The following is a 16,918-nucleotide window of genomic DNA, read 5'->3' as shown; positions in this document are numbered from 1 at the left end:
CCTCGCGCCTGCCGGTTCATCGCTGCAGCAGCCACTCGTGCCGAGGGTCGTTGTGGAATTTCCAGGCGCGCACCGGCCCGGCCATCACGTTGAGGTAGTAAGACTCGTACCCGTAGGGCACGCACACCGGGTGATAGCCCCGGGGCACCAGCACCGTGTCGTGGTTCTCCACGGCCATGGCCTGGTCCAGGCTGCGGTCGTCGGTGTATACCCGCTGGAACACGAAGCCCTGCTCCGGATCGATGCGGTGGTAGTAAGACTCCTCCAGGTAACTCTGCGCTGGCAGGTTGTCCTCGTCATGGCGATGGGGTGGGTAGCTGGACGAATGCCCGGAGGGGGTGCGCACCTCCACCACCAGCAACGAGAACGCAGGTTCGGTGTCTGGCAGGATGTCGCACACATAGCGGGTGTTCGCACCTTTACCCCGGGCCGAGCGCTTCATGCTGGCCGGGGTGATCAGCCGCGGCGCCAGCCACGCGCTTCGGTCAGGGTTGCCCGGGGCCCTGCACAGCGCCACCTCCGCCTGGCTGCCCGCCCGTAGCTGGCCCTCGCTGCCGGGAGGAAGGTAAGCGGCGTAGGGGGAGACGTCTTCGAACACGCTGGCGCGCCCGGGCAGGCTGGGCCAGGCGAACGCACCGTGGTCCGGGTGATCGCCGGCGATACTCGCCGTACCGCTAAGCAGCACCACGCACAACTCTTGGCCGCCCGCGGCCAGGGGCAGGCTGTCGCCCGGTTGCAGGCGGTGCGCGCTGAAGCCCACGTAATGCAGGGCGTTTTCCGGTACCTGTACGAGGTCGCGGGCTGCCGGGTTTGCTTTGACGAGCAGGTTCATCAGGGCCTCCTCAAGCCGGTATCAGGCAGTGGCCTGGGTGAGCAGATCGCGCAGGGTGCGGTAGCCCAGGCTTGCGTATTCATAGGCCGGCGCCACGGCCGGGTCCTGCTCGGCCTCGACCACCAGCCAGCCCTCGTAGCCATGGGTGACCAGCACCTTGAGCAGCGCGGCGAAGTCGATATCGCCGTCTCCGGGCACGGTGAAGGTGCCGTTGACGATGCAGTCCGGAAAGCTCCATTGGTTGTTGCGGGCCAGGGCCACCACCGGCGCTCGCACGTCTTTGAAATGCACATGGCACACGCGGCCGATATGCTTTTGCAGCACCGTCAGTGGGTCGCCGCCACCCATGTAGCAATGGCCGGCATCGAACAGCAGGCCCACGGCCGGGCTGGTCAACGCCATCAGCCGGTCCACGTCTGCCGGAGCCTCGACATAGGCACCCATGTGGTGGTGGTACGCCAGGCGCAGGCCGCGGCTGGCGGTGAACTCAGCCAGGCCATCGAGCTTCTCGGCATACGCCTGCCATTGCGCATCGCTGTGAAAGCGCGGCCGCTCGATCAGCGGCACCCGCCTGCCCTGGATCGAGCCCGCGACCTCGCCATACACCAGCACTTTGGCGCCGTTCTGCGCCAGCAGCTCCACATGAGGCTCGATGGCTTCGATTTCCGCGGCCAGCTCCCGATGAGCCAGCTGGCTGGAATACCAGCCTGACACCAGCGCCAAGCCATAGCGCCCGAGCAGCTCGCCCAAGGCCTTGGGCTCGGTCGGGAACTTGCCGCCGAGCTCAAAGCCTTCGAAGCCGATCTGCCGGCCCTCCTCCAGGATGGTACCCAGCGGCGTGTCGCCCCCCAGGGAGGGCAGATCATCGTTGGCCCAGGAGATCGGGTTGATGCCGATCCGCAACCTGTGTTCGCTCATGTCAGCTGCACCTGTTCTTGTTCTGGTCGTTGCTCAGTGGGGTCAGGCACGCGCTTGGCGCCAGGCCTCGATGAGGAATTCAAAGGTAGCGCGCACCTGCGCCACCAGCTCGCGGTCATTGATCTCGTTAGCCAGCCAGGCCCGCGCCGGCTGCGCGAAAATCGTCCGCCCCACGGCAAAACCACGGCACGTGGTGCTGGCCGCGGCCTGCCGGAAGCCCTCGGCCAGCGCTTCCCCGGCGGCGTTCAAGCCCAGCAGCACCACCCCGTGACACCAGGGGTCGCGCTCGTTGATCAAGGCGTCCAGGCGCGCCCACACCTCCGTGGGCTGGGCCTCGATCTTCCACCAGTCGGGGAACACGCCGATGTTGTACAGCCGCTTGATAGCCCGCAATAAGGCGTCCGGCCGTGCCGTGGGATGGTTCTTGGGCGGGATCACCTCCAGCAACAGCTCATGGCCGCTGGCCTTGGTGGCGTCATATAACCCCTTGACCTGCGCCTCTTGCTCCAGACGCAGCAGCGGGTCGTCGTCTGGGTGAAATTGCACCAGGCATTTGACGATCTGTTCCTGTGGCCAGGCGAGCAGTTGGCTGCCCACCGAGCGGCCGTGTTCGAAGGCCAACGGCCGAGACTGCTGCAACTCCACCGGCCGGCCGATCCACCAGCCCCTGCCGGTGGCGGCATTGAGCGCGTCCAGGCCGAAGCGCTCATCCGCCAGCAGGCCTACGTCTGCCGCCACGCCACGGGCCGCGAGGTCGGCTTCCACCGCTTCGATGGCCCTGACGAACAGCTGCTTGAGCAGCGGAATCCGCGCGGGGTCCGCGCCCGCCTGGCGCGCGGCGTCGAGCAGCTGGAAGCGGTGGTCGAAAGCGAAGATAAACAGCTGCCGCCAGCGCCGCCGCGGCACGCTCACCCGGTGCAAGCGCTCCAGGGTGGGGTCCAGGTCCGGCCGGGTGATGGCCACCGGGCTGTGCAGCAGGTAATCCAGCTCCGCCAGGGTGGGCATTGCCGGTGCGCAGCCGTGGCGCGACACCACCAGCGCGCCGCAAGCGTTGCCCAGACGGCAGCAATGTTCGTCATCGCCACCCGTGAGCCAGCCGCGCAGAAAACCGGCCATGAAGGCATCGCCCGCCCCCAGCACGTTGAGCACCTGCACTTGCACCCCTTGGTGCAGGCCTGCTTGTTCGAGGCGATCGGGGATTTCGTCGTGCAGCACGCAGCAGCCGCGTGGGCCGAGCTTCACCACCAGCGTCGCGGCCGTCAGTTCACGCACCCGGCGCAGCGCCTGGAGCAGGTCCTCGCCGCCGCCGGCGATGAGGAATTCTTCCTCGGTGCCTACGATCAGGTCGAAGCGCGGGAGAATCCGCTGCACGTGGGCGCTCACCTGGGCGTTGGCGATAAACCGGGTTTCGCCGTCGGCCTTGCCGGTCAGCCCCCACAGCACCGGGCGGTAGTCGATGTCCAGCACGCGTTTCACGTTATGCCGCTCGGCGCAGTCCAGCGCCTTGCTGCTGGCCGCGTACACGCTCTCGGTGGAGAAGTGAGTGCCGGTGATCAACAGCGCCTTGCTGCTGGCAATGAAGGCCTCGTCCACGTCGGCTTCGCACAACGCCATGTCGGCGCAGTTCTCCCGGTAGAACACCAGCGGGAAGGTGTCGCGGTCCTTGATACCCAGCAGCACCATGGCCGTGAGCCGCTCGCGGTCGACCTTTATCGCGCGGGTGTCGCAGCCTTCGCGCTGCAAGGTTTCCAGCAAGAACCGCCCCATGTGGTCGTCGCCTACCCGGGTCAGCATTGCGGACCTCAAGCCCAGCCGGGCGGCGCCAAAGGCGATGTTGGCCGAGGAGCCACCGAGGTACTTGGCAAAGCTGCTGGCATCTTCGAGCCGGGCGCCGATCTGCTGTGCATAGAGGTCCACACCCAGGCGGCCCAGGCAGATCACATCCAACTGGCGCCCGCTGGCAAAAGCGACGTCACCCATGGTGGCTCCTTGTTTTTGTTTTGGGCCCTGCACCGCGGGCCGCTCAGGAATGAGCCAAGGCTAGATCGGCCCCAGGCAATTTTCAAATAGAATTTCCAAAGTTTTTTATATGGAATTTAGTTTCTATTTTTACCGAGCCACGGGTACACTCCGCGTTGCCGCCGACCGTCTCCCCGGTCCCCGCCGAATGGGTTAACGTGTGGCGCCGAGCCCTGCCGATAGAGGTCCGCATGCCGTCCGATCCGCCCATCGACGCTCCCGCACTGCCCGCCAGCGTCGATGAGTTGCTACAGCTCATCACTCGGGATTTCGAGAGCCTGCCGCGGCAGCTCAAGCGGGTGGCTGCTTACGTCAACCAGCAAAGCGACCGGGTGATGGTCGACCGCATCAGCGATATCGCCGAACAATGCGAAGTGCACCCCTCGGCAATCGTGCGGTTTTGCCAGCGCTTTGGCTTCAAGGGCTTCAGCGAAATGCAGGCTTTGTTCCGCGAGGCCTACACGCACAAGGCCACACCCGTACAGAACTACCAGCAACGCATCCGCAGCATGATCGCCAACAAGGCCCAGCGTGCAAGCAGCGCCGACCTTGCCCGCGAGTGCATCAATGCCACGCGCTCGGGCCTGGATCGGCTTGGCGAAGAGTTGGACGACCGCGCGTTCGACACCGCGGTCGACCTGCTGGTGAACGCCGATAGCATCTATGTGGTGGGCGTGCGCCGCTCCTTCGCGGTGGCCGATTACCTCGTTTACAACCTGCAGCACACCAACAAGCGCATCCACCTGATCAGCGGCCTGGGCGGCGGCTACCGCGAGCAGATGCGCAGCATCGGCGCCAATGACTTGCTGATCGCCATCAGCTTCACGCCCTACGGCAAGGAGAGCCAGCAGTGCGTGCGCATCGCCCAGCACAACAAGGCCAAGACCCTGGTCATCACCGACAGCACCCTCTCGCCCCTGGCCAAGCGTGCTCACGGCCTGTTGCTGGTGAACGAGGGCAGCGCCTTTGCGTTCCGCTCGCTCAGCGCCACCCTGTGCCTGTGCCAGGCGCTGTTCCTGGCACTGGCTTACCGCCTGGAACTGAAGATGGACCAGATTCAGCCCGCGCAGGATGACGAAGACGAGTGAGCGGGGTTCGCCGTGGCCCCGGATGACAGCCCGGGCCCACGGCCAGCCACCAGGCGCAGCGGCAATTGCTCCAGCGCCCCGGCGCCGATCAACGCCCACAGCAACAGGCGGCATTTGCGCGGGCATAGGTGCCCGGCCATATGAATGCCGCGCCGGCGCAAGTCGATTTCCCCTCCGGCAAAACCATAGGTATTGGAAGCCGTGCTCCCAGCCCCGGTGCGGCTGGCAACGATCACCGGCATCTGCCGAGCGGCCCGTTCCAACCAAGGCGCCCAGCAGGCCGCCACATGGCCGGCACCGAAGCCAGCTATGACAATGCCCTCATAGCCGCTACGGCATGCGTGCTCTATCCATTCAGGCCCTTCGCCAAGGCTTGCCTCGAACAGCGCAACCCGCTGCCCCAACCGCTGGAGGCGCAGCCCGGCAGGCAGCGCTGCGGCGGGAAATTGGTAACAGACCTTGCCGTGCTCCAGGTAGCCTAATGGCCCGCCTTCGGGAGAGGTGAAGGCGTCCAGGGCCAGCGTGTGTGCCTTGCGTACGGCACTGGCGGCATGAACCTGAGCGTTCATCACTACCAGCACACCACGGTCGCGGCTGTTGGCAGCCAGTGCTACCTGCGCCGCGGCGATCAAGTTAGCCGGGCCATCGGCGCAAGGATCGTCGGCCCCACGCATCGCCCCGGTCAATACCAGGGGTACGGCATGGTCCCAAAGAAGGCTAAGCAAGTAGGCCGTTTCCTCAAGGGTGTCGGTTCCTTGCGTGATAACCACGCCGGTTGCCCCGCCGCGCACCTGCCCTTGAGCCCAGGTCAGGGCGGTCATTACCTGATCGAAACCCAACGAAGCGCTCGGCAGCAAGCACAGGGTTTGCAACTGGACCGGAGCAAGCTGCGTCAACGTGGGCAGCCGCTCAGCCCAGGCGCAAGCGTCGACCATCGGCACTATCCCGGCCTCTCCGGGGCGGGCCGCCATGCTGAGTGTGCCGCCCATTGCGGCCAGCGCCAGGCGGGGCTGCTGAGGTTCAACAGCGGTCATGGCGCCACCAGCCAGCCTACGAGAGGCACCAGTATCAGGACACCGGCGGCCATAGACAGCACGTTGCCGATATAAGGGTGGCAATGCGCAGGCAGGCGGTCGCTGATCGCCACTGCCAATGGCGGCGTCAGTAGCGCGCCGAGTAACCCGCTCAATGCAATCACAGCAGGGGCCGGACCATGCACCAGGATGCTGGCGGGCACCACTGACACCAAGGGTATGTAGGTGGGATACCAGCCGCGTTCGACCCAACGCCGGTGCCACACCCACACGCCCACCGCGGACGCGAAGGCCTGCCCAACCAGCAGCTGCGCAAGCCAGCCAGACCCATAGAACGGGCTTTCCGGGTTAAGTGCATGGGCCAGCAGCGCACCGCCAATCAAACCCAGGCTCGCCCACTCGTTGCCATAAAAAGGCGCTTCGGAAAAATCTGCCAGGACCCGTCGCAACCCCCAGCCGAGGCCGTAGCGCGGCGCGATCGGAGCCTCCATCGCAGCGCCGCGCGTGGCCTGGGCCGCTGGGCGGACCAGTGCTGGAACCCACTGGCACAGGTAAAAAGCCAGCAGGCTTGCGGCGGCCATGCCTAGCACGTTGCCGACCACCGCCGGGAGTTGTAGCGGCAGGCAAACCGCCGACACCAGTAACAGGCTGGCAGGGGTGACCAGCAGCGCCCCCATCACCCCGCCGCTCAGGGCGATCCGCCAGCCAGGGCCGTACAGCAATACCATGGCCGCTGGCAGCGATACGAAGGCGACGAAGGTCGGTTGCCATTGTCCCGCGGTCAACGTCCAACCCCAGATCAGGTTGCCCAGGACTAGGCCCAGCGTCGACGCTAGCACCAGCCATGGCCAGCGCCCGCTGCCATAAGCGATCGGAAAACCTTGCCAACGTTTGCCGGCACGGCCCGCCCACCAAGCCAGCAAACCGCCGCCCACCAGCCCTAGCGAAGCGAATTCATGTTTGTAGAAGACGACCTCGCTCATGTCCCCGATCAGCCAGCGCCAGCGGCCAGCAGGTTCATTCAACTGCGCCATCATGTCTGCATAACCGGACCATGCCAGCGCCGTACCCGCCTCACTCGACAGTATCCCCGCGCTTAACACGCTGAGCGCCAAGGTGACCAACAGCGCGGCAGGCAGCAGCGGCGCGGACTTTATGCGTACAGGAATCATCGGCGGTCTCCTATCGAGGCATCATCGGATGCAGCCGGTAGCCCAGCATCGAGTCATAAAGGTCAGCGCGGCGATCCCTTGGCAGGTCGTTGAGGCTGTTCCAAATAGGTGCGCTGCGGGCGCAAACCACGTCGATATCGGCCTGGAGGATGGTCTCCTCCTCCGCGCCCGCGACCTTGCCGATCGGCCAGCCGTTGGTGCCCGCGATCAACGAGCAGCCGAGGAAGCGGTCGCCGCGATCGCTGCCAACGCGGTTGGCGGCAGCGATGAATACGTTGTTGGCATGGGCCGCCGTCATGGTGAGGTACGAGGCCATACATTTGCCGGTGTCGTCGAACAACGGCGGGGGCGTCCATACCCAGTTGTTCAGGCTGCAAATGATGTCCGCGCCTTGCAAAGCCAATAGCCGAGGCACTTCCGGAAACCACAGGTCCCAGCAGATCATGAGCCCGATGCGGCCGATGGGCGTTTCGAAAACAGGGAACCCCAGGTCACCCGGGCAGAACCAAAGCTTTTCGCAATTCCAAAGGTGCGCCTTGCGATACTTCCCGATAAAACCTTCAGGCCCCAGCAACACCGCGCAGTCATACAACCGCATGCCATCCCGCTCGGCGATCCCTGCGGCCAGGTACACCCCGTGTTTGCGTGCGAAAGCCTGCCACAACTGCACAGTCGCCCCATCGGGCACTGCCTCGGCAAGGGCATAGGCCTCGGTACGGCCGCGGTAGGCATAGCCGGTATTACACAGCTCGGGAAGCACGATCAACCGAGCTCCATCGGCAACGGCCCGCTCGGCAAGGGCCAGGCCGTGCGCGACATTGGCGGGAAGGTTGTCGATTCCACATTGAGGATCGAATTGAACGACGGCCACGCGGACGGGGCTGATGCAATGCGGTGATGGAGGAATCATTTGCAAGCCTTTTTATTCGAATGGATGTCTTTACATATGAATACCATCCATTCGAATATTAAAGCCGGCAGTTTCCTAAGTGCGTGTGTGAAATTTCTAGCGGAGCGCTGGCTTCCTAGGGCTAACGCTACTTCCGCTGGTAATACTCGGGGTAATCGCCCATCGAGAATCCGCCATGAAATCTCGCCCCTGTGTTGTTGCATAGGTTGATAACGGCGTCCAAAGCGCCACGCAGGGCTGGCTCTGTCCACCCCGCATCTGCGGAGTACCCTTCGCCGGCAAGGTACAAACGACTCTTGCCTGAGTGATCTCGGTTGAACGCCATCAATCGCACTACATCCTGATAGGTACCCGGCCGATACAATCGGGCACATCCGTGAGCATTGGGATCATTTAACCAGCGCTGCACGCGAGCCTTGGATATATCGACATAAGGAGAAATTGCCAGCCCAACGTTGGTACAGCGCAGCAAAATACGGTCAAGCTCTGCCAGGCACCTTTGAGCTAACTCGCTATCGGTGAAGGCACATAGTTTGTTTGCATCATCCTCCCAAGTGTAACTTAGCAAAATACAGTCAGCTTTATAGCGCTCACTGTATCGATATGCATAAACATCATGCACGAAGCTGTCGGTCACAAGAATTTGCGGGATAGCAATTTCTTTTTCAAAAAAAGCTTTATCTAGTGGAGCGTAGACCTTGCAACTGCTTTCCCAATGAGCATGTTTCCAAGCATCGATAATCTCAAAAGGTAGGGTTTTTTTATCGAAACCTATCAGCTCGACGCATGTTTCCAATATCCATGAAGGGATGGTGACAATGAGCTCATCAAAAAGCAGCCGCTTGACACCCTCATCATTCTTAACAGTGACGCTGAGTTCGCCAGCCGAGCGTCGCTCGATCCGGGTGACCTTGGATCTCATCAAAAGGCCATCCGGCTTTGCTACCAACGTTTCGTACATCGATCGATGTAGCTCGGCGATAGGCAAATGCATCAGGCAATCGTCCAAGGCGGCGATTCCGAGATAAGCCGGGGCATCGAAATCGTGCCCAGCTGAATCCTTTATTTGCCTTGCACCAATGAACGGAGCTGGCAATGGTGCATCGTTTGCGTCAACCCGCCCGTGAACGAGTTGAAGATGACTGCTGAATCCAAATATCGCGGTCCGCAAGGGGTACAGGCAGCAGACATCATAGAATGCCCCCCAACTGCCGTCCCCAATGCCGATAGCGTAGAAAATTCGAGACTCTTCTTCAGTCATGCCGAGGCCGCCAAAGTCCGAAGGGTCTGGGTGGTTCTGAAGCGCCTCCTCGAGGTGCACAAGATCTCTGAAAGAAAGCGGCGAATACCGCTCCACAATAGCCGCCCATAACATCGGCCACCGGGCGGTTCCGTAGTGCAGGGACACTACCGCACTCATTCGCTTGGCAAACCGCAGCCACTTTGTAAAAACTCTTTGTAGAGTATCTGAAGGCGGTGGCTCTTCTCCGGTCGCGTTTGTCCAGATCAACAGCTGTGGCGTGTCACCAAGCAGACAACCTTCCCGTAAATAGATACCTGTGGCATTTACCCAGGAGGTACCCGGATTGGGAAAATTCGAGAGTTTTAAGTCGAAGAGGCCAGCAAAGTAGGCCATCAATGACCGCCCGGCCTGGGGCGGCTCACCCGTGCGGTTAAAAAAAGGGATGCGCATGGCCCCCATTTCGAAAGGAGCACCCCCATCTGGGCCGGCAACCGTAAGATGTCGGCCGCCTATTCGGCTGGACTGCTCGATCAACGTCACGTTTTTAAAGCCTGCGCGTAGGAGTTCGCGTGCGGCGCAGAGCCCAGCCACGCCCGCGCCAATAATACCAATCCTACGCTCGGGCTCTTTTGCCTCGGCTATACCACCGCTGAGCTCTACTAGTTTGCGGTAATCGAAGCAGAGATCAGGGGGGTTAGGGAAGCGCGCGGCCCATGGCGCGGCGCGGGTGCCAGGAGAGGTGAGATCAGCAGGATGATCAAAGCTAGAACCGATTGTCATTGCAGGCTTCCTAGAGTGCCGATGTGCGGCGGAAACCCGTTATAGGCGGACCACATATCCAGGCTGGCTTAGGTAAATGCCGCCATAGGAATGCGTTGTTTGACCTAGGTAAGGCGTCGGACTACGCCGGTTCGCGTGCAGTGCAGGTCCTACAGTGCATACGACGACGTAGGCTTTTTACTAATGTGCTGTAAAACCATTCCCAACAGGCTTTGGCAGGGCTCGCTCATGTGAAGAGGTAGTGTTAAATGCTCCCTCCCACCTCGAAAGGCTCCAAGCATGCTGCCAGCGCACGTCAGGACAATACTTATCTTCCTCAATAGTTGCAGGGCTCATACAGTCCATGCGCAACGGCCTTTCCTGGGCCTCACTGAGCGGCTCGGACGACGCTGTTTCTGGGCCAGTATTACGATGTTCATCCCCGCTCTGTGTGTTGCCGGCTGGGCCCGGGCCGGGCAGCCAGTTAGCGACACTGCACAACTAGCCGGGGCCGTCAGCGGATTGCTCGGCCTGGTACTTCTACTTATCGCTTTGTGTTTTCCAATCATCGCGGCCATGTCCGAACTGCGTCACTGGCGCGACGACACCCTAGCGCAGCTGCTTGGGCAATTCGATACAGAAGCAACCTACGTACAAACGTTGCTGAAATATTCCACCGAGGAACTCAAGCACGCCCATTTGCTGTTGAGCCAAAAAGTCGCCCGCTATGAGCGGCGCGTTACTCTCATAGCTGGAGACAAGATAGCTGTCCTTACCTTGGTAATAATGGGGTTTTCCTCCGTACAAGTGCTGAGTGGCTTTGAAACGGTGCGCCGTGCATTTGCCGAAAGGTTGATAGAGCATCCCCTCAACCTGGCGCCGCTACTCGGGCTGGCGATACTCGTTGGGTTTGCCCTAGGTAGCCTGCTTCTGAAAATGCTCAACGACCGTCACCGCTATGAAATCGAGCTGCTAGACCGAGCGCTGCATGTACGGGAAGTTGGTGAAGGTTCCGCATGACCAGTGGTGTGATGATCAGCGGCCTTGGAAGCGCACGGCCCATCAGACGCCGCCGGTGCGCTACTGTGCACCCTGTCCGCTGAGCCAGGGCCTTTACGGTGCCCCGGCCGCAACCCGGCCGCCGCGGCGTAGTCTCATCTACACCTCTTCGCCTTTGCCAGGTACCCGCCAATGGCCTTATCAAGCGCTTTTCGCCGCCGCGGCTGGCGTGCCCTGGCCGTTCTCGCACTGGGGGTGGCGGTGGGCCTGCCCTATGGCTGCTCGCGGCTGGCGTACAAGGAGCGGGAGCTGATCTTCAACATCGAGCCGGGGCCGGCGAGCTGGTTCAGCGGCTTGCCGCCCGGGGTAGTGGAGATGGACATCCCGGCGGCAGCGGAGTTGACCGGCACGCGCCAGTACGTACACGCCTGGTGGTGGCCGGCGCCCACGCCGGGGGCGCCCGCTGCGCTCTACCTGCATGGCACGCGCTGGGACCTGACCGCACAGCTGCGGCGGATCGGCCAGTTGCGCGCGCTGGGGTTCTCGGTATTGGCCATAGACTACCGCGGCTTCGGCCAGAGCCGCGGTGCGCTGCCTTCGGAACGAAGCGTGTACGAAGACGCCGAAACCGCCTGGGCCCGGCTGGTGACGCTGCAGCCCGATGCCGGCAAGCGCTTCATCTATGGGCACTCCCTGGGCGGCGCCATCGCCGTGGAATTGGCCGAGCGCATTGGCCAGGGCGAAGCGCCGCCCGCCGCCGGGCTGATGATCGAATCGACCTTCACCAACATGGCCGATGCGGCCCAGGCGGTGATCGATACGTCGCTGCCGATCCGCTGGATTCTCTCGGAAAAATTCGATTCCGTGGACAAGATCGGCAAGGTCCGCATGCCGGTGTTGATCGCCCACGGCACCGACGACAAGTACGTGCCCGACCGCTTCAGCCGGGAGCTGTTCGCCGCGGCCCAGGCGCCCAAGCGGCTGTTGCTGATCCCGGGTGGCACGCACAACAACAGCCTGGGCATCGGCGGCCGGGAGTATGCCCTGGCAGTGCGGGAGCTGTTTGGCGTGAGCGCGGCCCGCAACTAACGAGACGGCCGGAAGTCAGTAGCTCAACTCTGGAGCACGCCTGATGACCGAACCAAGCCACCACCATAAAGAAACCCCTGGCCTGTCCCAGGATGAAAAACAGGAAGTCGACGAAAGCAAGGCGCCGCGCCCTGCGGTGCTGCACGAGATCATCCGCAGCGAAGGCGATCATGAGCTTGAACGCAGCGTGGCGGCCCTGTTCTGGTCAGCGCTGGCAGCCGGGCTGACCATGGGCCTGTCATTGATGGCCATGGGGCTGCTCAACGCCCGCCTGCCCGACGGCGACCCCAGCCATGTGATCGCCAGCTTCGGTTACTCGGCCGGGTTCCTCGCAGTGATCCTGGCGCGCCAGCAGCTGTTTACCGAGAACACCCTCACAGCGGTGCTGCCGGTGATGACCAAGCCGACCCTGGGAAATTTCGGCCGGTTGCTGCGGCTATGGGGGGTAGTGCTGGGGGGCAACCTGGTCGGCACGCTGCTGGTGTCGTGGGTGATGCTGCACTTGCCGATTTTCGACGCCAACACCGATGCCGCCTTCCTGGACATCGGGCGCAAGGTCATGGAAAACGCTCCGTCGCAGATGTTCTCCAAAGGCGTGATCTCCGGCTGGATGATCGCCACCATGGTGTGGATGATCGCCGCGCTGGATAGCGCCCGCATCTGGGTGATCGTGATGGTCACCTACCTGATGGCGCTCGGGGACTTCACCCACATCGTGGTGGGCGCCGCGGAGGTTTCTTACCTGGTGTGGGCAGGCGAGCTGCCCTGGAGTGAATTCTGGCTCGGCTTCGCCGGCCCTACCCTGGCCGGCAACATCATCGGTGGCAGCTTTATCTTTGCCCTGATCAGCCACGCGCAGATCCGCAGCGACGCCTCCGGCCGCAAGGCGCCTTGATCAACGTGGGTACGCCGGCTCCGCCTCGCTGAGCGCCAGCGCCTCGCGCCACCACGGCGTGCCGCGCTGCGGTTGCAGCAGGTCGAGCCGCTCGCCCAGGCGCGGCGTGGCCAAGGGCATTCCCGCCGCCTCGGCCAGCCGGGTGATGCGCTCGAATGGTTCCTGCCAGGCGTGGATGGATAGGTCGAACGTGCCGTTGTGGATGGGCAGCATCCAGCGGCCCTTGACGTCCTGGCACGCCTTGAGGCTTTCCTCCGGCTGCATGTGCACGCTAGGCCAGGCCACGTTGTAGGCGCCGGTCTCGACCATGGCCAGGTCAAACGGCCCGTAGCGCTCACCGATACGCTTGAACCCATCGAAGTAGCCTGAATCGCCGCTGAAGAACAGCCGCCAGCCTGGAGCGATCATCACCCAAGAGGCCCAGAGCGTCTGGTTGCTGTCGAACAGGCCGCGCCCGGAAAAATGCTGGGCCGGCGTGGCGGCGAAGCGAATGCCGGCCAGCTCGGTTTCTTGCCACCAGTCCAGCTGGCGAACCTTCGCCGCAGGGATGCCCCATTGCACCAGGGTGTCGCCCACCCCAAGCGGCGCCAGGAAGTGCTCGGTAGTCGCGGCCAGCGCCATCACGCTGGCGTGGTCGAGGTGATCGTAGTGATTGTGAGAAATGATCACCGCGGCCAGCGCAGGCAGCTCGGCGAGATCGAGCGGCGGCGCATGGAAGCGCCGCGGCCCAGCCCACTGAACGGGTGAAGCGCGTTCGGAAAACACCGGGTCAGTGAGGTAGAACTGCCCGCTGGCCTTGATCAGCATGGTGGAATGCCCAAGCCGCCAGAGGCTGTTATCCGGCGCGTCGAGCAGCGCCTGGCGTGACAGCGGCTGCACCGGTAGCGGTGCACTGGGGCGAGTGTTCGCAGGCTTGCGCAGCAACAGGTATTTGAAGCCGATGCGCAACTTCTTCAGCACCCCGTCGCGCGGCAGCACGGTGAGGTTGTGGTAGCGGCCTTCCGCCGAGCGAGAGCTTGGCAGTTCGGTGGGTTGTTCATTCGCGTGCAATGGAGGCAAAGCCATCAGCAAGGGCACTCCCTTCGGGTTGAGGGCGCGCGACATCAGCCTGGCGCCGTTCGGGCCAGCATACAGGCGCTCAGTGTGCGCTGCATCGCTGGCAGCGTTGGCCCGGCGCATTAGCCAGACGGTCGGTATGTCAAGGTGGGAACCTCTGACCGCCGGGCCCCGTCGAGATGTCATCGGACCCCGCGTGCGCTGGGTCGCATTGCCCCTCGATAAGGATATCGACCGTTTTTGCAAGCTATGGGCAATGAGCGGCAACGGCTTTGCACAAGGAACCGGCCGAAACATGGAAATGAGAGCGTCCGCGCCTGGCACCCAGCCCCAGTTCTTGCGTACTCGGCGATTCTTGCTGATCGTAGGTGCCATTTTCGCCGTTATTTTCGCCGTGGCCCTGGTCGCGCTCTTCACCCTGGCCAACCGCCTCGACACCGCCGAGGCCGAGCAAAGCCGGTTTTTCACCGAAAAGGCCTTGGAAGCGAGGGTCGCGGCGAACATGGCCGTGCTGCTCACCAACGCCATCTGGGACGCGGGCTACCAAGAGCTCGCCGCAGGGCCGTTGGACCGCCAGTGGGCCTATGACGAACGCAACATGGGCAGCACCCTGTACACCGCCTCGGGGTTCGAGGGGGTATTCGTGATCGACCGTCGGCTGACGCGCTACGCCTTATATAAGGGCCTGCCAAGCGAAGCGCAGTTCGCTTCATTCAGCGACGCCGCCCAGGCAGACCTCGTCGATGCCGCTCGGGCGGCCGCTCCCCGGCGTGAAGGGGTCAGCCGCTATGTGCTGTTCAACGGTTGGCCTGCACTGCTGGTGGCCGCGGTGATCCAGCCGGACAGCCATCCCTCGAACCTGGACCTGCAGCAGCTGCCGGTGCTGGTGTTCGTCGATCAACTCACTCCGGAAAAGCTGGCGTTGATGGGGGAGAACTTCAGCCTCAAGAACCTTAGCGTCGACCGCCAGCCGGGCTCCCTAGCCAGCATGCAGCTGGACCACACCGGCTTTTATCTGACCTGGACTCAAGGCCAGCCAGGGCGCGAGCTGCTCTGGAGTGTGCTGCCGGGGCTGTTGACCATCGGGGTGATCCTGGCCCTGCTGCTCGCTTATTTCTTCTTTTTTGCCATCCGCGCGGCACGGCGGATCGACGAACACCTGCAGGTGCTGCATGCCAGCAACCGCGCGCTGGAGGCGAGCGAGGAGCGCTTCCGGGCAGTGGCTGAGGCCGCCTCGGACTGGATCTGGGAGGCCGACAGCCGCGGCCGCCTGACCTACCTCTCGGCCCGCTTCGCCGAGGTCACCGGGTATGGGGTCGAGGCGTGGATAGGCGTGCCGATCGAGCAACTGCTCAGTTGCGATACCACGCCCATCGGCCCGTGGCTGGCCAGCCTGCCAGAGCACCCCACGACCGGGACGACCTTGCGCTGCGCCTACCGCGACCACAACACCGACCGCCGCCATTGCCGGGTTTCGGCCCGGCCGATTCTAGAGGCAGGCTCGGTGGTTGGCTTTCGTGGCACTGCCAACGACATCACCGATGAAGTGGCGGCCCATGCGCAGATCCAGCACTTGTCCATGCATGACGCGCTCACCGGGCTGCCCAACCGCAACCTGCTCGGGCGCTACCTCGAAGATGCGTTGGCGCCCCGCCATGAAGGGCCGCCACTGACCCTGATACTCATCGACCTGGATAACTTCAAACCCATCAACGATAGCCTTGGGCACCCGGCCGGCGATGCGGTGCTGCTGGAAATCGCCAAGCGCCTCAAGGCGAGCACCCGCGACCTGGACCTGATCGCCCGTTTGGGCGGCGATGAGTTCGTGCTGATCCTCTGCGGGCCAGAGAACCGCTTCGAGATCGACCGCTTCTGCCAGCGCCTGATCGATAGCCTGCAGCAGCCGGTGAGCTATGCCGAGCACACCTTGCACGTAGGTGCCAGCCTGGGCATTGCGCAGAGCCGCCTGCAGGGCTATGAAGGCCACGAGCTGATCCGCTGCGCCGACATTGCCTTGTACGAGGCCAAGAATGACGGCAAGGGCACCTGGCGCTATTTCTCCGAGCAAATGAGTGAGCAGATCCAGCATCGGCGCCGGCTGGAGAGCGAGCTACGGCTTGCCATACGCAACCAGGAATTCGTGTTGCACTACCAGCCCCGTTATCAGATCGACGGCCTGGCCATCGTGTCCGTGGAGGCGCTGGTGCGCTGGCACCACCCGGTGGAAGGGCTGATCGGGCCAGATACGTTCATTCCGCTGGCGGAGCAGTCGGAGCTGATCGTTCCGCTCGGCCGCTGGGTGCTTTATGAAGCATGCCGTACCGCCTGCACCTGGCCGCAACCGCTGGTGGTGTCAGTCAACCTGTCACCAGCGCAGTTCGCCCGCAGCGACGTGGTCAAGGATGTGCGCGACACCTTGATCGCCACCGGCCTGCCGGCGCAGCGCCTGGAGCTGGAGATCACCGAGAATGTGATGCTCACCGCCATCGACAACGCCCTGGCGACCATGAACGCGCTGAAAGAGCTGGGGGTGAAACTGAACATGGATGACTTCGGCACCGGCTACTCCTCACTGGGGTACTTGCGGGCCTATCCGTTCGACAGCATCAAGATCGACCGGCGCTTCATCGCTGCGCTCAATGGCACCACCGCCGCCGAAGGCGACCGCGCGGTGGTACGGGCGATCATCAGCCTGGGCAAGGCCATGGGCATGACCGTAACGGCCGAGGGTGTGGAAACCGAGCAGCAACTGAGCGCGTTGACCCATGACCAGTGCCATGAGGTGCAGGGTTACTTCCTCAGCCGGCCGATAGACCGGGACGCCTTGCTCAGCCTGCTCCACGACCAGAACGCTCCACCCGGCCGCGCCAGCGCCGGCTAGGCTGGGTGGCCCACGGCGGATGT

13 protein-coding genes are annotated in these 16,918 nt (G+C 63.2%); 5 read left to right on the top strand and 8 right to left on the bottom strand.

Going from position 1 to position 16,918, the window contains the following annotated elements:
- Positions 1–16 precede the first annotated feature (16 nt).
- Genes iolB through iolC form a run of 3 tightly spaced genes read right to left on the bottom strand, consistent with a single transcriptional unit; the run spans position 17 to position 3,730 of the window.
- The gene (iolB, locus tag OGL93_RS12335) at positions 17–832 is read right to left on the bottom strand and encodes a 5-deoxy-glucuronate isomerase (RefSeq protein ID WP_263262928.1); all 816 of its coding nucleotides are present in this window, start codon (positions 830–832) and stop codon (positions 17–19) included.
- A 21-nt stretch (positions 833–853) separates the two neighbouring features.
- Complete coding sequence (iolE, locus tag OGL93_RS12330; RefSeq protein WP_263262927.1) at positions 854–1,750, bottom strand: myo-inosose-2 dehydratase; 897 nt, start codon at positions 1,748–1,750, stop codon at positions 854–856.
- 42 nt (positions 1,751–1,792) lie between these two features.
- Positions 1,793–3,730, bottom strand: a complete 1,938-nt coding sequence (iolC, locus tag OGL93_RS12325; protein WP_263262926.1) for a 5-dehydro-2-deoxygluconokinase — start codon at positions 3,728–3,730, stop codon at positions 1,793–1,795.
- A 230-nt stretch (positions 3,731–3,960) separates the two neighbouring features.
- On the opposite strand from iolC, the gene OGL93_RS12320 reads away from it, so the two are divergent.
- Positions 3,961–4,857, top strand: a complete 897-nt coding sequence (locus tag OGL93_RS12320) for a MurR/RpiR family transcriptional regulator (RefSeq protein ID WP_263262925.1) — start codon at positions 3,961–3,963, stop codon at positions 4,855–4,857.
- Here OGL93_RS12320 and OGL93_RS12315 read toward each other — a convergent pair.
- From OGL93_RS12315 to OGL93_RS12300, 4 genes are all read right to left on the bottom strand, one after another.
- Complete coding sequence (locus OGL93_RS12315; RefSeq protein WP_263262924.1) at positions 4,827–5,891, bottom strand: asparaginase; 1,065 nt, start codon at positions 5,889–5,891, stop codon at positions 4,827–4,829. The two genes, OGL93_RS12320 and OGL93_RS12315, sit on opposite strands and share 31 nt — an antisense overlap.
- Positions 5,888–7,063, bottom strand: a complete 1,176-nt coding sequence (locus OGL93_RS12310; RefSeq protein ID WP_263262923.1) for a hypothetical protein — start codon at positions 7,061–7,063, stop codon at positions 5,888–5,890. Before OGL93_RS12310 ends, OGL93_RS12315 begins: the two co-directional genes overlap by 4 nt.
- Before the next feature lie 10 nt (positions 7,064–7,073).
- Positions 7,074–7,973, bottom strand: a complete 900-nt coding sequence (locus tag OGL93_RS12305; RefSeq protein ID WP_263262922.1) for a nitrilase family protein — start codon at positions 7,971–7,973, stop codon at positions 7,074–7,076.
- Positions 7,974–8,100: 127 nt separating this feature from the next.
- The gene (locus tag OGL93_RS12300; protein WP_263262921.1) at positions 8,101–9,996 is read right to left on the bottom strand and encodes an NAD(P)/FAD-dependent oxidoreductase; all 1,896 of its coding nucleotides are present in this window, start codon (positions 9,994–9,996) and stop codon (positions 8,101–8,103) included.
- 555 nt (positions 9,997–10,551) lie between these two features.
- Between OGL93_RS12300 and OGL93_RS12295 the strand changes: the two genes are divergently transcribed.
- The 3 genes from OGL93_RS12295 to OGL93_RS12285 all read left to right on the top strand — a co-directional run bounded on the left by OGL93_RS12295 (position 10,552) and on the right by OGL93_RS12285 (position 12,958).
- Entirely contained in the window at positions 10,552–10,995 is a 444-nt protein-coding gene (locus OGL93_RS12295; RefSeq protein ID WP_263262920.1) for a hypothetical protein, read from the top strand.
- Positions 10,996–11,166: 171 nt separating this feature from the next.
- A complete protein-coding gene (locus OGL93_RS12290; RefSeq protein ID WP_263262919.1) occupies positions 11,167–12,063 on the top strand; it encodes a lysophospholipase in 897 nt (298 codons plus the stop codon).
- 43 nt (positions 12,064–12,106) lie between these two features.
- Positions 12,107–12,958, top strand: coding sequence for a formate/nitrite transporter family protein (locus tag OGL93_RS12285; protein WP_263262918.1), 852 nt, complete (start codon positions 12,107–12,109; stop codon positions 12,956–12,958).
- On the opposite strand, the gene OGL93_RS12280 is transcribed toward OGL93_RS12285, so the two are convergent.
- Entirely contained in the window at positions 12,959–14,023 is a 1,065-nt protein-coding gene (locus OGL93_RS12280; RefSeq protein WP_263262917.1) for an MBL fold metallo-hydrolase, read from the bottom strand.
- A gap of 286 nt (positions 14,024–14,309) precedes the next feature.
- Between OGL93_RS12280 and OGL93_RS12275 the strand changes: the two genes are divergently transcribed.
- On the top strand, positions 14,310–16,895 hold the full coding sequence (locus OGL93_RS12275; protein ID WP_263262916.1) for an EAL domain-containing protein: 2,586 nt from the start codon (positions 14,310–14,312) through the stop codon (positions 16,893–16,895).
- The last annotated feature ends 23 nt before the right edge of the window (positions 16,896–16,918 follow it).

Origin of the sequence: Pseudomonas sp. RIT-PI-S, from assembly GCF_025642975.1 — a bacterium.
Lineage (GTDB): Bacteria > Pseudomonadota > Gammaproteobacteria > Pseudomonadales > Pseudomonadaceae > Aquipseudomonas.
The sequence above is the reverse complement of the archived record's forward strand: the minus strand, read 5'-3'. Positions and strand labels throughout refer to the sequence as shown.

What these genes read in the sequence shown, in the direction of transcription:
- iolB (WP_263262928.1), bottom strand. Translation starts at nt 832, where the DNA reads ATGAACCTGCTCGTCAAAGCAAACCCGGCAGCCCGCGACCTCGTACAG.
- iolE (WP_263262927.1), bottom strand. Translation starts at nt 1,750, where the DNA reads ATGAGCGAACACAGGTTGCGGATCGGCATCAACCCGATCTCCTGGGCC.
- iolC (WP_263262926.1), bottom strand. Translation starts at nt 3,730, where the DNA reads ATGGGTGACGTCGCTTTTGCCAGCGGGCGCCAGTTGGATGTGATCTGC.
- OGL93_RS12320 (WP_263262925.1), top strand. Translation starts at nt 3,961, where the DNA reads ATGCCGTCCGATCCGCCCATCGACGCTCCCGCACTGCCCGCCAGCGTC.
- OGL93_RS12315 (WP_263262924.1), bottom strand. Translation starts at nt 5,891, where the DNA reads ATGACCGCTGTTGAACCTCAGCAGCCCCGCCTGGCGCTGGCCGCAATG.
- OGL93_RS12310 (WP_263262923.1), bottom strand. Translation starts at nt 7,063, where the DNA reads ATGATTCCTGTACGCATAAAGTCCGCGCCGCTGCTGCCTGCCGCGCTG.
- OGL93_RS12305 (WP_263262922.1), bottom strand. Translation starts at nt 7,973, where the DNA reads ATGATTCCTCCATCACCGCATTGCATCAGCCCCGTCCGCGTGGCCGTC.
- OGL93_RS12300 (WP_263262921.1), bottom strand. Translation starts at nt 9,996, where the DNA reads ATGACAATCGGTTCTAGCTTTGATCATCCTGCTGATCTCACCTCTCCT.
- OGL93_RS12295 (WP_263262920.1), top strand. Translation starts at nt 10,552, where the DNA reads ATGTCCGAACTGCGTCACTGGCGCGACGACACCCTAGCGCAGCTGCTT.
- OGL93_RS12290 (WP_263262919.1), top strand. Translation starts at nt 11,167, where the DNA reads ATGGCCTTATCAAGCGCTTTTCGCCGCCGCGGCTGGCGTGCCCTGGCC.
- OGL93_RS12285 (WP_263262918.1), top strand. Translation starts at nt 12,107, where the DNA reads ATGACCGAACCAAGCCACCACCATAAAGAAACCCCTGGCCTGTCCCAG.
- OGL93_RS12280 (WP_263262917.1), bottom strand. Translation starts at nt 14,023, where the DNA reads ATGGCTTTGCCTCCATTGCACGCGAATGAACAACCCACCGAACTGCCA.
- OGL93_RS12275 (WP_263262916.1), top strand. Translation starts at nt 14,310, where the DNA reads ATGGAAATGAGAGCGTCCGCGCCTGGCACCCAGCCCCAGTTCTTGCGT.